The organism is Rhodovulum viride (assembly GCF_003265965.1).
GTDB lineage: Bacteria > Pseudomonadota > Alphaproteobacteria > Rhodobacterales > Rhodobacteraceae > Rhodovulum > Rhodovulum kholense.
This window is the reverse complement of record NZ_MUAV01000006.1, coordinates 137,219-153,596: the sequence shown is the minus strand read 5'-3', so window position 1 is coordinate 153,596 and position 16,378 is coordinate 137,219. Positions and strand designations below refer to the sequence as shown.

Annotated in this window: 10 protein-coding genes; 3 read left to right on the top strand and 7 right to left on the bottom strand. The window is 69.9% G+C overall.

Going from position 1 to position 16,378, the window contains the following annotated elements:
• The first annotated feature begins 200 nt into the window (after positions 1–200).
• Positions 201–3,959: a sensor domain-containing protein gene (locus BYZ73_RS07030; RefSeq protein ID WP_181497984.1), complete on the top strand. Its 3,759-nt coding sequence runs from the start codon at positions 201–203 to the stop codon at positions 3,957–3,959.
• Positions 3,960–4,152: 193 nt separating this feature from the next.
• Here the strand turns inward: BYZ73_RS07030 and BYZ73_RS07025 are convergent, their stop codons facing one another.
• From BYZ73_RS07025 to BYZ73_RS07015, 3 genes are all read right to left on the bottom strand, one after another.
• Positions 4,153–5,280, bottom strand: a complete 1,128-nt coding sequence (locus tag BYZ73_RS07025; protein WP_112315405.1) for an iron-containing alcohol dehydrogenase — start codon at positions 5,278–5,280, stop codon at positions 4,153–4,155.
• 2 nt (positions 5,281–5,282) lie between these two features.
• Positions 5,283–6,767 carry a glycerol kinase GlpK gene (gene glpK, locus BYZ73_RS07020; protein WP_112315404.1) on the bottom strand — a complete coding sequence of 495 codons (1,485 nt, stop codon included), beginning with the start codon at positions 6,765–6,767 and terminating at the stop codon, positions 5,283–5,285.
• Between the two features lie 94 nt (positions 6,768–6,861).
• On the bottom strand, positions 6,862–7,464 hold the full coding sequence (locus tag BYZ73_RS07015) for a TetR family transcriptional regulator (RefSeq protein ID WP_108024847.1): 603 nt from the start codon (positions 7,462–7,464) through the stop codon (positions 6,862–6,864).
• Positions 7,465–7,650: 186 nt separating this feature from the next.
• Between BYZ73_RS07015 and BYZ73_RS07010 the strand changes: the two genes are divergently transcribed.
• Together BYZ73_RS07010 and BYZ73_RS07005 are read left to right on the top strand one after the other, a co-directional pair.
• Positions 7,651–8,877 carry an efflux RND transporter periplasmic adaptor subunit gene (locus tag BYZ73_RS07010; protein WP_112315403.1) on the top strand — a complete coding sequence of 409 codons (1,227 nt, stop codon included), beginning with the start codon at positions 7,651–7,653 and terminating at the stop codon, positions 8,875–8,877.
• 19 nt (positions 8,878–8,896) lie between these two features.
• A complete protein-coding gene (locus BYZ73_RS07005; RefSeq protein ID WP_108024843.1) occupies positions 8,897–12,001 on the top strand; it encodes an efflux RND transporter permease subunit in 3,105 nt (1,034 codons plus the stop codon).
• Between the two features lie 86 nt (positions 12,002–12,087).
• Here BYZ73_RS07005 and BYZ73_RS07000 read toward each other — a convergent pair whose 3' ends face one another.
• From BYZ73_RS07000 to BYZ73_RS06985, 4 genes are all read right to left on the bottom strand, one after another.
• Positions 12,088–13,125: a GGDEF domain-containing protein gene (locus BYZ73_RS07000; RefSeq protein ID WP_112315402.1), complete on the bottom strand. Its 1,038-nt coding sequence runs from the start codon at positions 13,123–13,125 to the stop codon at positions 12,088–12,090.
• Positions 13,122–13,709 carry a heme NO-binding domain-containing protein gene (locus BYZ73_RS06995; RefSeq protein ID WP_075785528.1) on the bottom strand — a complete coding sequence of 196 codons (588 nt, stop codon included), beginning with the start codon at positions 13,707–13,709 and terminating at the stop codon, positions 13,122–13,124. Before BYZ73_RS06995 ends, BYZ73_RS07000 begins: the two co-directional genes overlap by 4 nt.
• Positions 13,710–13,808: 99 nt before the next feature.
• Positions 13,809–15,578 (bottom strand): DUF4153 domain-containing protein, encoded by a 1,770-nt coding sequence (locus BYZ73_RS06990; RefSeq protein ID WP_112315401.1) that lies wholly within the window; start codon positions 15,576–15,578, stop codon positions 13,809–13,811.
• Positions 15,579–15,660: 82 nt separating this feature from the next.
• Positions 15,661–16,371: an HAD family hydrolase gene (locus tag BYZ73_RS06985; protein WP_112315400.1), complete on the bottom strand. Its 711-nt coding sequence runs from the start codon at positions 16,369–16,371 to the stop codon at positions 15,661–15,663.
• Between the last annotated feature and the right edge of the window lie 7 nt (positions 16,372–16,378).

Sequence of the window (16,378 nt, the reverse complement as noted above, 5' to 3'; positions counted from 1 at the left end):
TCGAATGCGACCGAAGCGGGACCGTTAAGGGTCTTGTTAGGGGTTCGCTTCGTAGACCGTATCCGAGGCCACCCGAGGCCCGGATTCCGGAACGGCGTATGGATTCGACCAGTAACTCGTTTCACCGGTTGTTTGGAAATGCCGCAACCCCTGCGCTCCTGCTCGTTCCGGACGGGCGTGTTCTGGCGGGGAACCCGGCGATGGCGCGGGCGCTTGGCCTGCCGCACCGGCCGCTCGACGCGGTCCCGGATGACGGGCTGCTGGACGGGCTGCTCAGCGCGAAGGATGCGGCACGCTTCTCCGAAGCCTGCAGGGCGCTGCAGCGGCCCGGCACCGAACGGCTGCGGGCGCGCTTCGGGTTCCGGACAACCGACGGCACCGAACGGGTCTTCGACTGTTGCCTGCGCCCGGTGCCGAACGCCACCGGCGGGATCGAGGCCATCCTGCTTGAGACCGACGGCCCGGCCCTGCCCACGCTGACGGACGCGCGGCCGCCGCGCCCGGCGACCGGCGAGGGCATCTCCTCCGAGCGGCACGCCCGCATCCTTCAGATCGCCGCCGAAACCGCCGGGGTCGGCCAGTTCTATTTCGATCTCGAACGGCGGCAGATGTGGGCCAGCGACCCCTATTACCGGATGCTCGGCTTCGAGCCCGGGGCCTTCGCGCTCGACTCGGCCTGGGTGCGCGCCCGCATCCACCCCGCCGATCTCGATGCGGCAATCGCCGCCTTCGACGACCTCGTCAGCGGGACCGTACCTCAGATCCGCCTGCGCTACCGGCTGCGCTGCCGCGACACGTCGTGGAAATGGGTCGAGGTGACCGCCAAGACCTACCGGGCCGAGGATCCGGGCGTGCCCGCCATGGTCTGCGGCAGCCTGATCGACATCACCGCGCACAAGGCCGCGGCGGCCGATCTGGCCGAGGCGCTGGCCGAAACCGAATCCGCGCGCGGGATGCTGCAGCGCACCGTGGCGCTGCACCGGGCCGCGACCGAAAGCGGCGGCATCGGCCCCTGGATGCTGGACCCCGAGACCCGGCTGGAAACCCGCAGCGACCACTTCTACCGCATCCTCGGTCTCGAGCGCAGCGACCTCGCCGACGCGCAGGACAGCTTTCTGAGCCTCGTGCATCCCGAGGACCGCGCCGCCGCCACCGCCGGGATCGACGACCTGATCGCCGGGCGACGCCAGAGCTATCAGGCCGATTTCCGGGTCCGCCACCGCGACGGCTCGTGGATCTGGTGCGAATCGAGCGCGCGCCCGGTGCGCACCGCGGGTCCGGGCCGCCCGCCGGTGATCTGCGGCAGCCTCAAGGACATCACCGCGCGCAAACGCAACGAACAGCGTCTGGCCGAGGCGCTGGCCGAGGCCGAGGCCTCGCGCAATGCCGCCTGGGAACGTGAGGAAATGCTGCGCACCTCGGCCCGGTCGGGCGGGATCGGCCATTGGGCGGTCTGCCCGGCCGAACAGACCGGCTGGGCCCCGGCCGAAACCTACCGGCTTCTGAACTACGCGCCCTGGGCCTTTGCCTCGACCGTCGAGAACTGGCATGCGCTGGTCCATCCCGAGGACCGCCCGGGCGCCGTGGCGGCGTTCGACGACATGCTGGCGGGGCGGACCGACACGCTGGTTCACGATCACCGCAAGCGCCATGGCGACGGCAGCTATCACTGGTACCGGTCGGTGGCGCGCAAGATCGACCGCTCGGCCCGCGGGCTGGCCGATCTGATCGCGGGCGCGATGATCCTGATCGACGAGACCAAGGAGCGCGAGCGCATGCTGGCCGAGGCCGCCGCCAGCGCGCGTCAGGCCGGAGCGCTGCTGCAGACATTGGCCGACAACCTGCCGGGCGCGCTTTACGAACGGCGGCAGGGGCCGGACGGGCAGATCTGGTTTCCCTATTTCAGCGCCCGCCTGCCCGATCTGATGGGCGTGACCCGGGCCGAAATCTCCGCCGATGGCGAATGCATCTATGCCCGCATCCATCCCGAGGACCGCGACCGCATCCGAAACCGGCGCCGCTCGCAGGATGCCGACAGGGACGAAAGCCGGTTCGAAGACCGGTTCCGGCTGCTCCATCCCCAGCGCGGCATGCGCTGGATCCTGGTTTCGGCGGTGCGCTTCCGGGCACCCGAGGGCACCGAAAGCTGGTTCGGCAACCTGATGGACGTCACCGACAACATGGAGGCCGAAAACCGCGCTGCCGATGCCGCCCGCGCGGTGCGCGACGCCCATGAGCGGCTGCGTTCCATCGCCGACAACACCCCCGGCGGGATCTTCGAATACCGCTTGCTGCCCGACGGGCGCAGCGAGTTCCTGTATACCAGCGGCCAGTTCGACGAGCTGGTCGATACGCCGGTGACCCGGGCCGGCCACGCCAGGACGATGGCCTTCGAGCAGATCGACCCCGAGGACCGCCCCGCCTTCATCGCCAGCATCCATGAAAGCGCCCGGCGGCTGACCGCCTGGCGCCGCCGGTTCCGGATCCGGACGGCCCGGAACGGCCAGCGCTGGCTGTCGGGCTCGGCCACGCCGCGGCGCGAACCCGACGGGTCGGTCTGCTTCACCGGCCTTCTGCTCGACGTGACCCGCGACGTGCAGCGCGAGAACGAACTGAAATCGGCGCATCTGCTGGCCGACAGGATGCGCCGCGAGAACGAGCATCAGGCGATGCATGACGGGCTGACCGGCCTGCCCAACCGCCGCGCCTACGACCAGCGGCTCGCCGCCCGCCTGCGCGCCGCCGCCGAAGGCCGGGGCCCGTGCGACGGGGTGCTGATCCGCATGGATCTGGACCATTTCAAGTATGTCAACGACACCCTGGGCCACGAGGCGGGCGACGAGGTGCTGATCCGGGTGGCCGAGGTACTGCACTCGGCGCTGCGACCCATGGATTTCGCCGCGCGGATCGGCGGCGACGAATTCTCGATCCTACTCGGGGCCGGGGTCACGCCCGCCCAGGCGCGCAACGCCGTCGAACGCATCCAGGCGCGGCTGGCCGCACCCCTGATGTATGGCGGGCGGCATTGCCGCTTCGGCGCGAGCTTCGGCATCGCCCATACCGAGGATCTGCGCGAGACCGGGGCCGAGCTGTCGCTGTTCGCCGATGCCGCGCTGTACCGCGCCAAGGAGGCGGGCCGGAACCGGATGGAATTCTTCACCTCCGACCTGCACCAGTCGATCCTGAACGACCGGCGCCTTGCGGCCGAGATCCAGGAGGGGCTCGAGCACGACGAGTTCGTGCCCTTCTTCCAGCCCCAGGTGTCGGCCGAGGACGGGCGGCTGGTGGGCGTCGAGACGCTGCTGCGCTGGCGCCATCCGGAAAAGGGACTGCTGGCCCCCGACGACTTCATGCATGTGGCCGAACAGCTCAGGATCGTGCCCGAGATCGACCGCATCATGATGCAGAAGGCGCGCGGCGCGCTCGATCGCTGGCAGGCGCAGGGGCTCCGGGTGCCCAAGATCAGCTTCAACGTCAGTTCCGGGCGGATGCATGACCCCGATCTGGTCTCGGGCGCGCTCGACATCGCCGCCACCGACACGCGGGTGACCTTCGAGCTGCTGGAATCGATCCTCGTCGAAGAGGAAAGCGATGCCTTCCGCTTCCATCTCGACAAGATCCGCGAGGCCGGGATCGACATCGAGATCGACGATTTCGGCTCGGGCCATGCCTCGATCATCGGGGTGATGCAGATCCGCCCCTCGGCGCTGAAGATCGACCGGCGGATCGTCTCGCCCGCCGCGCGCGACCCGCAGGCCCGCAACCTGGTGCGCGCCATCGTCGAGATCGCCGAGACGCTGGGCATCGGCACCGTCGCCGAAGGGGTAGAGACCCAGGCCCATGCCGACATCCTGCGCGGCATCGGCTGCAACGTGCTGCAGGGCTACCTGTTCGCCCGCCCGCTGAGCGAGGCCGATCTGGTGGCCTACGCGCTCGATCAGACGCGCCAGACCGCCTGATCAGTCGACCGCCTGATCACCGGACGTGTCGTTCGCCGGACGTCCTGTTCGCAAGACTGCCCGGGTGACAGATTGGCGGACCGGCCAGACCCGACCGCCCCGCACCAGTCGCCCCGGACCAATCGGCCAGACGCAACCGGACCGAACAGACCGGACCGAACAGACCGGCTTGCCCCGGCCGCCCCGGACCCGCTCAGGCCTCGGCCAGCACCGCGGCCAGCGTCGCCGCCGAAAGTGGCACCGGATTGCCCTTCATCGAGGACGAGCCCAGCGCCTCGGCCGCCACCGCCGCGCGGTCCATCTCTGGCAAGGGCGGCAGGCCCGAGGCCGCGATCCAGTCCGCGAACCGGTCCAGCGCCTCCGCGCCCTGCCCGCCGAAGGCCGCGCCGATCCAGTCCAGAACCCGCTCGATCCGGGCGGGATCGCCCCCGGCCCCGTCCAGCGCGGCACGGTTGGCGCGCAGGACCGGCACCAGCAAGCGGCCGCAGATCGCGCCATGGGCCGCCCCGGTCCGCCCGCCGATCACGCCCGCAAGCCCGTGCACCGCACCGAGCCCGGCATTGGCCAGCGCCAGCCCACCGGTGAGGCTGACCCGCGCCATCGCCTCCCGCGCCGCCGGGTCCTCGGCCGCCATCAGCCGCGGCAGCGCCGCCAGCCCCTCGGGGATCGCCGCGGCGCACAGCGCATCGGTCAGGGGCGTCGCGCGGCAGGAAAGATAGGGCTCGATCACCTGCACGATGGCATCGAGCCCCGAGGCCAGCGTCACCTCAGGCGGGCAGCCGTCGGTCAGGGCCGGGTCGACCAGCGCCAGACGGGGCAGCATGCGGATGTCGCGCAGGCTGACCTTGCGGCCCGCCCCGGGCACCCCGATGACCGCGTTGCGCGTGGCCTCGGCCCCGGTTCCGGCGGTGCTGGGCAAAGCGGCAAAGGGCAAGGGCGCGCGCGGCAGCGGCAGACCGGCGCCCACCACCTCTAGATGGTCGAGCACCGGCCGGTCCGAGGGCACCAGTGCCGCCAGCGCCTTGCCCAGATCGATGACCGCACCGCCGCCGATGGCCACCACCGCCTCGGGCGCGAAGGCCCGCGCCTCGGCCAGCGCCGCCTCGAGCCCTGGCAGATCGGGCTCACCCCGGCCGCGGATCTGGCAGACCCTGGCGCCCGCCCCGGCCAGATCGGCCGCGAGCCGGTCGGCAAAGGCCACCGACCCGCCCCGCACCAGCAGGATGCGCCGGCCCCAGCCCAGAAGCGCGGGCACCGCCTCGGCCGCCCGGTCCCGGCCGAAGACGATGCGACCCGGCCCGGCGAAGTCGAAGGCTGTCACGCTCAGACTGCCTGAACCGCCGCGACCGCGCGTTTCCAGCGGCCATAGCGCGCCTCGCGCTCATCTGACTCCATCGCGGGAGTGAAGCTCCGGTCCAGCGCCCAGGTCTCGCCGAACTCGGCCATCGCCGGGTAAAGCCCCGCGCGCTGGCCCGCGAGCCAGGCCGCGCCCATCGCCGTCGTCTCCAGCACCTTCGGCCGGTCGACCGGGGCGCCCAGAATGTCGGCCAGGAACTGCATCGCCCAGTCCGACGCGCTCATGCCGCCATCGACACGCAGCGCGGTATCGCCCTCGGCCGACCAGTCGGCCCGCATCGCCTCCAGCAGGTCGCGGGTCTGGTAGCCGACCGATTCCAGCGCGGCCCGGGCGAATTCGGCAGGCCCCGAATTGCGGGTCAGCCCGAAGACCCCGCCCCGGCAGTCGGCGTTCCAGTAGGGCGCGCCAAGCCCCGTGAAGGCGGGCACCAGCACCAGATCCTGACCGGGATCGGCCCGTTCCGCGAGCCCCTGCGTCTCGGCCGCAGAGCGGATCACCTGCAGCCCGTCGCGCAGCCATTGCACGACCGCGCCCGCGATGAAGATCGAGCCCTCCAGCGCATAGGTGCGCTTGCCGTCCATCTGATAGGCGATGGTGGTCAGCAGGCGGTTCTTCGAGGCGACCGGGGCGTCGCCTGTGTTCAGCAGCGCGAAACAGCCCGTGCCATAGGTCGATTTCAGCATGCCGGGCCGGAAGCAGGCCTGACCGATGGTCGCCGCCTGCTGGTCGCCCGCGATCCCCAGGATCGGGATCTCGCGGCCGAAAAGATCGGGCCGGGTCATGCCGAAATCGCTGGCGCAGTCCCGCACCTCGGGCAGCATCGCCATCGGGATGTCGAGCATCCGGCACATGTCCTCGGACCAGACGCCCTTGCGGATGTCGAACAGCATCGTCCGCGCGGCATTGGTGGCGTCGGTGACATGCACCTTGCCCCCGGTCAGCCGCCACACCAGCCAGCTGTCGACGGTGCCGAAGGCCAGTTCGCCCGCCTCGGCCCGCGCCCGCGCGCCCTCGACAGTGTCGAGGATCCACTTGAGCTTTGTGGCCGAAAAGTAAGGGTCGAGCAGCAGCCCGGTGATCTCGGTCACCTGCGCTTCGCAGCCCTGCTCACGCAGGTCCCGGCACAGATCGGCGGTGCGCCGGTCCTGCCAGACGATGGCATTGTGCACCGGGCGGCCGGTCGCCCGGTCCCACACCAGCGTCGTCTCGCGCTGGTTGGTGATGCCGATGGCGGCGATATCCTCCGGACCCAGTCCGGCACGCTCGATCACCTCGCGGCTGGTCCCCGCGGTCGAGGTCCAGAGGTCGTCGGCATCGTGCTCGACCCAGCCGCTGGCCGGGTAATGCTGCTCGAATTCCTCCTGAGCGGTGGCGGTGACCGAAAGATCCGTGTCGAACAGGATCGCGCGGCTCGAGGTCGTGCCCTGATCGATGGCCAGGATATGCTTCATCGCGTTTGCCTCCTTGGGTCCTGCAATCGTTAACCAATTGCTATCGCCAAACCGGCAGGACAGGAAGAGACAGGAGAACCCCGGCGCCGCGCGCTCAGACGCGACCGTCCGCGCCCGAGAGGAAGACATCGACCGCAAGATCGATCCGCCCGCGAATGCTGTCGACATCGTCGGTCACGCCGCAGCCCTTGCACAGCAGGTCTTCCAGCGTGCAGGGCAGCGCCATGTCCAGCAGCAGTTCGGCCGCCTTCCCGGTATCGCTCAGCCGGATCTCGCCGCGCTCGACGGCGCGGTCGAGTTCCTTGCGGATCTCGCGGCGGAAGGTGCGCGGCCCTTCCTCCAGCAGCAATTCGACCAGATCGGAGTCACTGGTTGCCTCGGCAAGGGTCGCGCGCAAAAGCTCCAGCGGTGCCGCACAGATGCCGGGCGCCAGATCCGGTCCCAGCAGCCGACGCAGGCGATCCGGCAGCGGCAGCGCCAGATCCGGCGGATCGAGCGGCCGGACCACCCGGACCCGGAGCCGCCGCAGCACCCCCGCGAACAGCGCGGTCCGCCCGTCGAAGACCGCATAAAGCGTGCGCTTCGACATGCCGGCGGCGCCCGCCACCGCGGCCATCGTGGTGCCGGTCAGCCCCTGCTCCAGCAGCACCCGCTCGGCCGCATCCAGAATCACCGTCTCGCGTTCGAGAGCGGTCATCTGCAGCGGGCGGCCTCGCTTTGGTGCATCTTCGCATCGGTTCAAGACCACTGTCCCCGGATTAAGGTTCCTGTCATATCCGCATTGCAGTTTGATGTTGCAGAAATGCGCGGAAGCAAATACCGAAACTCGAAGGTTTTGTAAATCCGTCCGACCGAATTCCCCAGCCCCGAGAGGAGCTCCGCCATGCCGCGATCCTGTCCGCGACCCGTCCGGGCCGTCTTTCCCCTTCTTGCCGTGGTCCTGGCGCTCGGCGCCGCCGCGGCACAGGCGCAGGCACCCGGAGGCGGCGGCGACCGCCCGCCGCCGGCCGTGACCGTGGTGACGCTGCATTCGGGCGACGTCACGCTCCGGACCCGGCTTCCCGGACGCGTGGTGGCCTCGGGCGTGGCAGAGGTTCGCCCGCAGGTGGCGGGCATCATCATCGACCGATTGTTCGAGGAAGGCGCCGAGGTCGAGCTGGGCGACGCGCTTTATTCCATCGACCCGGCTTCCTACGAGGCGCAGGTCGCTGCGGCCAAGGCCTCGGTGGCCCAGGCCCAGGCCAATCTGAAGGCCGCCGAGAAGGACGCCAAGCGGGTCGAGGCGCTGCTCAATCGCAGTGTCGCCAGCGAACAGACCGTGGACGACGCGGTCGCCCAGCGCGACTCGGCGGCGGCCGCGCTGCAGGTGGCCGAGGCCCAGCTTCTGACCGCGCAGATCGATCTGGAACGGACCACGATCAAGGCGCCGCTGTCGGGCACGGTCGGCCGGTCGCTGACCACCCGGGGCTCGCTTGTGACCGCCGGTCAGTCCACCCCGCTGGCGGTGATCCGCACGCTCGACCCGGTCTATGTAGACGTGACGATGTCTGCGGCCGAACTGGTGCGCTGGCGCCGCGGCCATACCGAGGAGGCACTGGCCGATGCCGATGTCTCGGTCCAGCTCAGCCTGCCCGATGGCAGCACCTATGAACATGAGGGCACGCTGACCGCGGCCGAACCCCATGTCGACGAACAGACCGGCGTGATCCTGCTCAGGATGAACTTCTCGAACCCCGAGGGGCTGCTGCTGCCCGGCATGTACGTGCAGGCCGAAATGCCCCAGGGCGTCGTGCCGAACGCGATCCTGGTGCCGCAGGAAGCCGTCGGCCGCGACACGCGCGGCCGTCCGACCGCGATGGTCGTCACCGCCGACAACGTGGTCGAATCCCGTGTGCTGACCGTGCTGCGCGACAGCGGCACCGACTGGATCGTCACCGACGGCGTGGCCGATGGCGACCGGGTGATCGTCGCGGGGCTGCAGAAGGTCCAGCCCGGCGCGGCCGTGACCCCGCAGGAGCGCGGCGCCCAGACGAACGGCGATGACGGCACCGGCGGCGGCGACAGCACCGGCGGCAACGGCCAGGGTGGCCAGCCGGCCCAAGGCAACTGATCGGCAGGGAACCCAAGTCATGGCCCGTTTCTTCATCGACCGCCCGGTCTTCGCCTGGGTCATCGCAATCCTGATCATGGGGATCGGCCTGCTGTCGATCTCGTCGCTGCCGATCGCGCAATATCCGCAGATCGCGCCGCCGAACGTGACGGTGTCGGCCACCTATCCCGGCGCCTCGGCCGAGACGGTGGCCAACACCGTGACCCAGGTGATCGAACAGCAGATGACCGGCCTCGACGGGCTGCGCTACATCTCGTCCTCCTCGACCTCGGCCGGGACCTCCTCGATCGAGCTGACCTTCGAGACCGGAACCGACCCCGACATCGCCCAGGTGCAGGTCCAGAACAAGCTGTCCCAGGCGACCGCGCTGCTGCCCGATACGGTGCAGCGCCAGGGCGTGACCGTGCGCAAGTCCTCGGCCAGCTTCCTGATGGTGGTCGCGCTGATCTCGAAGGACAGCTCGCTCGAACAGGTCGACCTGTCGGACTACATGGAATCGAACCTCGTCGACGAATTCGCCCGGATCCAGGGCGTGGGCGAGGTCCAGGTCTTCGGCGCGCAATACGCGATGCGGATCTGGCTCGACCCGTCCAAGCTGGCCGCCTATGACATGACGCCCGCGGACGTGGTCTCGGCGGTCTCGGCGGAAAACGCGCAGATCTCGGCCGGGGCCTTCGGCGAACTGCCCGCGCCCGAGGGCCAGCAGCTGAACGCCACGATCACCGCGCAGTCGCTCCTGTCGACGCCCGAGGATTTCGAGCAGATCGTGCTGCGCGCCGAAACCGACGGGGGACTTGTTTTACTGAAGGATGTCGCCCGGGTCGAGATCGGCGCCGAGGACTACTCGACCATCGCCAACCGCAACGGCCAACCGGCGGCGGGCATGGCGATCCGGCTGGCCTCGGGCGCCAACGCGCTCGACACCGCCGAACGGGTCAAGGCGAAGATCGAGGAATTCTCCGAGTTCTTTCCCGAAAACGTCGAATATGTGATCCCCTTCGACACCACCCCCTTCGTGAAGATCTCGATCGAAGAGGTGGTCAAGACGCTGTTCGAGGCGATCATCCTCGTGTTCCTGGTGATGCTGCTGTTCCTGCAGAACATCCGGGCCACGCTGATCCCCACGCTTGCGGTGCCGGTGGTGCTGCTGGGCACGTTCGGCATCCTGTCGATCTTCGGCTATTCGATCAACACGCTGACCATGCTGGCCATGGTGCTGGCCATCGGGCTTCTGGTCGATGACGCCATCGTCGTGGTCGAGAACGTGGAACGGATCATCGAGGAAGAGGGCCTGACGCCGCGCGAGGCCACGCGCAAGTCGATGGGCCAGATCACCGGGGCGCTGGTCGGGATCGCGCTGGTGCTGTCGGCGGTGTTCATTCCGATGGCTTTCTTCGGCGGCTCGACCGGGGTCATCTACCAGCAGTTCTCGGTGACCATCGTCTCGGCGATGGGTCTGTCGGTGCTGGTCGCGCTGACCCTGACGCCCGCGCTTTGCGCCTCGATCCTGCGCTCGAAGGATGCGGTCCACACCCATCGCGGGCCCTTCGGCTGGTTCAACATCTTCTTCGAGAAGCTCGCCGGAGGCTACGGGTCCACCGTGGGCTGGATCGTGCGGCGGCCGCTGCGGGTGGGGGTGGTCTATCTCGCGCTGGCCGCGGTGATGGCGCTGCTCTTCCTCCGGACGCCGACCGGCTTTCTGCCCGACGAGGATCAGGGCATCCTCTTCACGCTGGTTCAGGGGCCGACCGGCGCCAGCGCCCAGCGCACCGAGGAGGTTGCCAAGCAGATCCAGAACTACTTCCTGACCGCCGAAACCGACAACGTCGACTCGGTCTTCACGGTGGTGGGCTTCTCCTTCGCCGGGCGGGGGCAGAACATGGGGATCGGCTTCGTCCAGCTCAAGGACTGGGACGACCGGCAGGACCCGTCGCAAAGCGTGCAGGCCATCGCCGGGCGTGCCTTCGGCGCCTTCAGCCAGATCCAGGACGCGATGGTGTTCCCGATCGTGCCGCCCTCGGTGATCGAGCTTGGCAACGTCTCGGGCTTCGACTTCTACCTGCAGGCCCGCAGCGGCCAGAGCCACGAGGAATTGCTGGCCGCGCGCAACCAGCTTCTGGGCATGGCCTCGCAAAGCCCGCTGATCGGATCGATCCGGCCCAACGGGCTGGAGGATGCGGCCCAGTTCAATCTGGATATAGATTGGCGCGCAGCCGGTGCGATGGGGCTGTCGGCGACCGATGTGGGCAATCTGCTCTCGGTCGCCTGGGCGGGGCAATACGTCAACGATTTCGTCGACCGCGGGCGGATCAAGCGGGTCTATGTGCAGGGCGAGCCCGATGCCCGGGCAACCCCCGAGGACATCGAGCTCTGGCGGGTGCGCAACGACTCGGGCGGGCTCGTGCCCTTCTCGAACATCTCGACCGCCAGCTGGGACTTCGGCCCCCAGGGCCTGAACCGCTATAACGGCATGCCCTCGATGCAGCTGCAGGGCTCGCCCGCCGCGGGCGTGACCACCGGCGAGGCCATGGCCGAGATGGAGCGGCTGGCCAGCCAGTTGCCGCCGGGCTTCGCCATCGCCTGGACCGGGCTCTCGCTCGAGGAACGCGAATCCGGCAGTCAGGCGCCCTTGCTCTACACGCTGTCGCTGGCGGCGGTGTTCCTGTGCCTCGCCGCGCTTTACGAAAGCTGGGCGATCCCCTTCGCGGTGATGCTGGCCATGCCGATCGGGGTTCTGGGGGCGCTGCTGGGGGCCTGGCTCGGGCATTTCGAGAACGGGGTGTTCTTCCAGGTGGCGCTGCTGACGGTGATCGGCCTGACCGGCAAGAACGCCATCCTGATCGTGGAATTCGCGCGCGACCGGCAGGAGGCGGGCGACAGCCTGTTCGAGGCCATCGTTCAGGCCGCGCAACAGCGGTTCCGCCCGATCATCATGACCTCGATGGCCTTCAGCCTCGGCGTGCTGCCGCTGGTGCTGAGTTCGGGCGCGGGCTCGGGCGGGCGCAACGCCATCGGCTCGGGGGTTCTGGGCGGGACGCTCAGCGCGACGATCCTCGGGGTGCTCTTCGTGCCGCTCTTCTATACCGCGATCCGCAAGATCGCCGGGGGCAAGATGGCCAAGTAGCGGCTCGCCCGCCCCCAGGACAACGAAACGCCCGGCCGCAGGACCGGGCGTTTTTCATGCGCCGCGAACCGGTCCGCCCGGTCCGGTCAGCCGGTGTCGCCGTTGGCCGACCGGCGCCGTTCCAGCCAGTCGTCGTAGAAGGTCACCCGGCCCCGGCCCCGGCGCTTGGATTCGTAAAGCGCGATATCGGCTTCCTGCAGCAGCACCTCGGGCGAGGGATGGCGTTGCCGGGTCGCCAGCGCGATTCCGATGCTGGCCGAGATCCGGCATTCGGTCTCCTGCACCTGCATCGGCTGTTCGAGCCGCGCGATCAGCCGCGCGGCATTGTCCGACAGCTTCGCCCTGTCGGTGAAATCGACCATCAGGATCACGAATTCGTCGCCGCCGACCCGCGCCACCACATCGCGGCCGCGGCAATGGCCGCGCAGCACCGCGGCCACCGCCCGCAGCACGGCATCGCCCGCGGCATGGCCATGGCTGTCATTGACCGCCTTGAACAGATCGAGGTCCAGCTGCAGCAGCGCAAAGGGCAGCCCGCTGGCCGAAAGCCGCATCAGCGCCTCGTCGAAGGCGCGCCGGTTGGCCAGCCCGGTCAGCGTGTCGGTCGCGGCCTCCACCTCGGCGGTGACGCGGGCCCCGTTCAGCCGCAGCGCCAGCCGCCGCAATTCGCCCGCGACGGCGGTCTTGGCCTCGTTCAGATACAAGAGCTCGACCGCCAGGTCGGTCGGTGCGAAATCGGACAGGGTCAGGTCGAACCGCCCGACCGCCTCGATCAGCGAGATCCCGAGCGACAGGTTCAACAGCGCCGCCCCGCCGGGCAAGGGCACCACCAGCCCCTTCAGCGCGATCTCGGGCGCCGCGTTCAAGGTGAATTTCAGCGCCACCCCCTGCATCCGCAACAGCTCTTCCAGCCGCATCGTCGGGCGCGGCCGGCGCAGGGTCACGACCTCGGTCCAGGGCCGCAGGGTCACCGGCCCTCCGGCCAGCCGCGGCAGGGTCGGTCCGGTGCGGACCACATCGCCGGTGGCACTGATCCAGACATGCATCGGCATCAGCCGGTCGAGCGAGGCCCCGGGCAAGCCCAGCACACGGTCGCGCGGCCGGGGATCGAGCGGCAGGTTCATGCCATCGGCCCTTTCAGCGAGAAACTGCGCCCGGCCGAGAAGGAGGTATCCAGCAGGCGCACCCCGAGAAGCCCGCCATCGGGCCGCTCTTCCAGCGGGTCGAGCAGGACCAGCGCGCCGTAATCGTCCGCCATCGCCCGCAACAGGCCCTGCAGGATATAGAACGCCTCGGGCCAGCCGCCGCGACAGTCGAGCTTGAACCCGTCCGAGACGTCTTCGGCCAGGCGCAGCTCGGGCAGGTCGAGATCGGGCACCGCCAGCCGGGCGCGGTCGGGAAGATCCTCGAGCGAGAACAGGAACTCGAGAAATGTCTCGCCGCCGAAGCGCAGCAGGCGGCGGACCGGTTCCAGCGCGCGATGCGACACGAGATAGGTGCCCAGGTCTTCCAGCAGCATGGCGCGCGGCAGGCAAAGCCGGGCGCTGGCCGCGATCAGAAGCGCATCGGTGGTCTTGTCGTCATAGCTCAGCATCGACTCGAAGGCATGGCGTTCCAGCCCGGCATCGCGCACAATCTCGCCCCACACCTGACGGCCGTAGGTGTCGGCAAGAAAGAAATGAATAGCGCGATTGATCAGCCCGTGCATACGAACTGGCCCACTCCTGGATGATTGGCCTGGGCGATCCTCAGCGCGCCGCCTTAAGAAATGGCAAACGGACCCGAAGTGCCGCTGCGGCACCGGGACTTAACGACCGAAAAACAGGGTCCGGCCCTCGACCTCGACCGCGTTCAGCCGCATCGGCCGCAGGTCGTAGCGCCCCGCCAGCAGGGCGTCGATGGCAGCGGCCGCGTCGCGGTAAAGATCGTCGCCGCCGACGTAATCGGGACTGCGCATCGAGAAGCTGTCGCCATCGGCGAAATAGGCGCGCAGCAAGGGCCCCTCGCCCGGGCTTTGCGCCAGAATGAGGATCTCGTCGCCGGGCCGGTCCTGGGAAAGATCGGCCAGCAGCGCGACGCAGGCCGGATTGCCCTGGGGCGTGCGCGCCTTGCAGGCCTCGGCGATCTGCTGCAGCTCCCAGGGCCGCAGGCTCGACAGGAACCCTTGGGGCAGCGCCGCCCCGGCCGGGCGCACCGGCAGAGTCCGGGCCAGACCGGCCCGGACGGCCGCAATGTCCGAGCCGCTCCGCGCCACCTCGAAATCGGCGCGGGTCTCGGCGGTGTCCAGCGCCGCAAGCTGTTCGGCCAGCTTCGGGTCCCCCCCGGCCCGCTCTGCCAGCCGGTCGAGCGCCGCACGCCCGGCCCGGCCCCAGTCATGGCCCAGCGTCCACAGATCCAGCCGGTCGGCGGCCACCCGGCCGCTGTCATAGCGCGCGAGCTGATTGGCGGCCGAAATCCGCTGCGGATCGAACACGGGCGTCAGAAGTGCCGCCGCCAGCGCCGCCGCCGCCAGTGCCATGGCCACGTTGACCCGCCGCACCCGTGCGGCCCAGCCCCGCGCCCCGAGCACGGCCCCTGCATAGCCAAGCCCATAGCCCATCGCCAGCACCGCCAGCGCGGCCGCCAGCAGCCGGTCCGGCGTCGCGCCGTACTGGCGCAGCCGCAGCGCGACCGCAACGCCCGCAAGCCCCGCAAGAAACGGCAGCAGCAGCGCCAGAAGCCGCGCGCTCCAGCCGGTCACCGCGCCAAGGCGCAGCCGTCCGTCCTCGGCATCGGCGGCCGACGAGATCAGCGTGACCGCGCCGAACACCATCGCCATCAGGATCGAGGCCGCCGAAAGCCCTCCGAAAAGCTGCCCGATCCCCCGCGCCGGAAGTGCTGCCAGAAACACCGCGACCACCGCCAGAACCACCGGCAGCAGCAGCCGGAAGAGCCCGAGCACCAGATCGGGCGAGACGTAATCGGACCGCTCGCCCACCACCGCCAGCGCAACCCCCAGCGTCAGTCCGGTCACCAGATAGGGCACCGCCTCGACATCGAGCAGCCAGTCGATGACCCCGATGCCGACCAGTCCGAACAGCGCGTTCGACAGAAACAGGATGCCCCAGACCAGCCCGACGAAAAGCCAGGCCGCGGCCATCCGCACCACGATCTGCCAGGCCCGGGTGAACAGCGCCGCATAGTCGAACCAGCGCGCCCCGGGCGACAGCCCCGTGATCGCGAAGGGCGTCGCCAGCACCAGCAGCGCCGCGAAAGCGGGCACCGCGACATCGTCGCCCAAAAGGGCCGCGACCGTATCGAAGCGGAGGCTCGCCCAGGTCAGCAGCCCCGCCAGCGGCAACCCCAGACCGGCGGCCGCGCCCAGCGCCCGCCCCGGCCGCAGCACTCCGGCCATGGCCAGCCCCGCCCCGAAAAAGGCCGTCGCGAAGGCCGCCAGAAACAGATGCAGCCGCGCGAGGCCCATCGCCGCCATGGGCTGAGGCAGGACGCCGAAAAGGACCCAGGCCGCCAGCCCGGCCAGGGCGCCCAGACCGCCCAGCATCCACCGCCCCGGCCGGACCTCTGCCGCTTCTGCCATCGCTGCCTCCGTTCAGACTGTCGGGCGACCATAGCGCCGCCCCCTGCCCCCGGCCAGACCGCCGGACACCCTTCCCGCCGGCTCAGGCGGCTCCGGCCCCAAGCCGGTCCAGATAGGCGGGCAAGGCGCCGATATCGGGCAGCACGACGCCCGCGAGATCGCAAAGCTCCTCGGCGCAGGCGGTGCCGGTCAGCACCGCGGCGGTCGACGCGCCCGCGGCGCGCCCGGCGGCCAGATCGAAGCGGCTGTCGCCCACCATCAGCACCTCGGCCGGGCGGCGGCCCGTCGCCTCGGCGAAGGCCAGCACCTGCCCCGGCCCGGGCTTGGCGCCGTGCCCGCTGTCGAAGCCCGCGACGAAATCGAAGGCCCGGCGCACGCCCGCCGCCTCGAGCTGGACCAGCGCCGGGGCCTCGGCATCGTTGGTCGCGACCCCAAGCGCCAGGCCGCGCGCCGCCAGTCCCGCCAGCAGCGGCCCCAGATCGACCGCGGGCACCATCGGCGCCTGGGCCGAAGCCTCGGTCAGATAGGCGCCCAGCGCCGGCCCCGTCCAGCCCGGCAGATAGGGCAGCATCAGCCGCACCACATCGTCCGTCGTGCCCGCGACCACGGGGCTTTCGGGCCGGAACCGCGCCGCACAGAGATCGAAGCCCAGCGCATCGGCCAGCGCCGCGCGGCGCGCCGGACTGCCGTCCGAAAGCTCGGTCAGAAGATCCAGAGCCCAGCCCGCCCAGCTGCGCTGGAAATCGAAAAGCGTCCCGTCCTTGTCGAAAAGGACTGCCGAAATCTTGCCCATGCCGGTT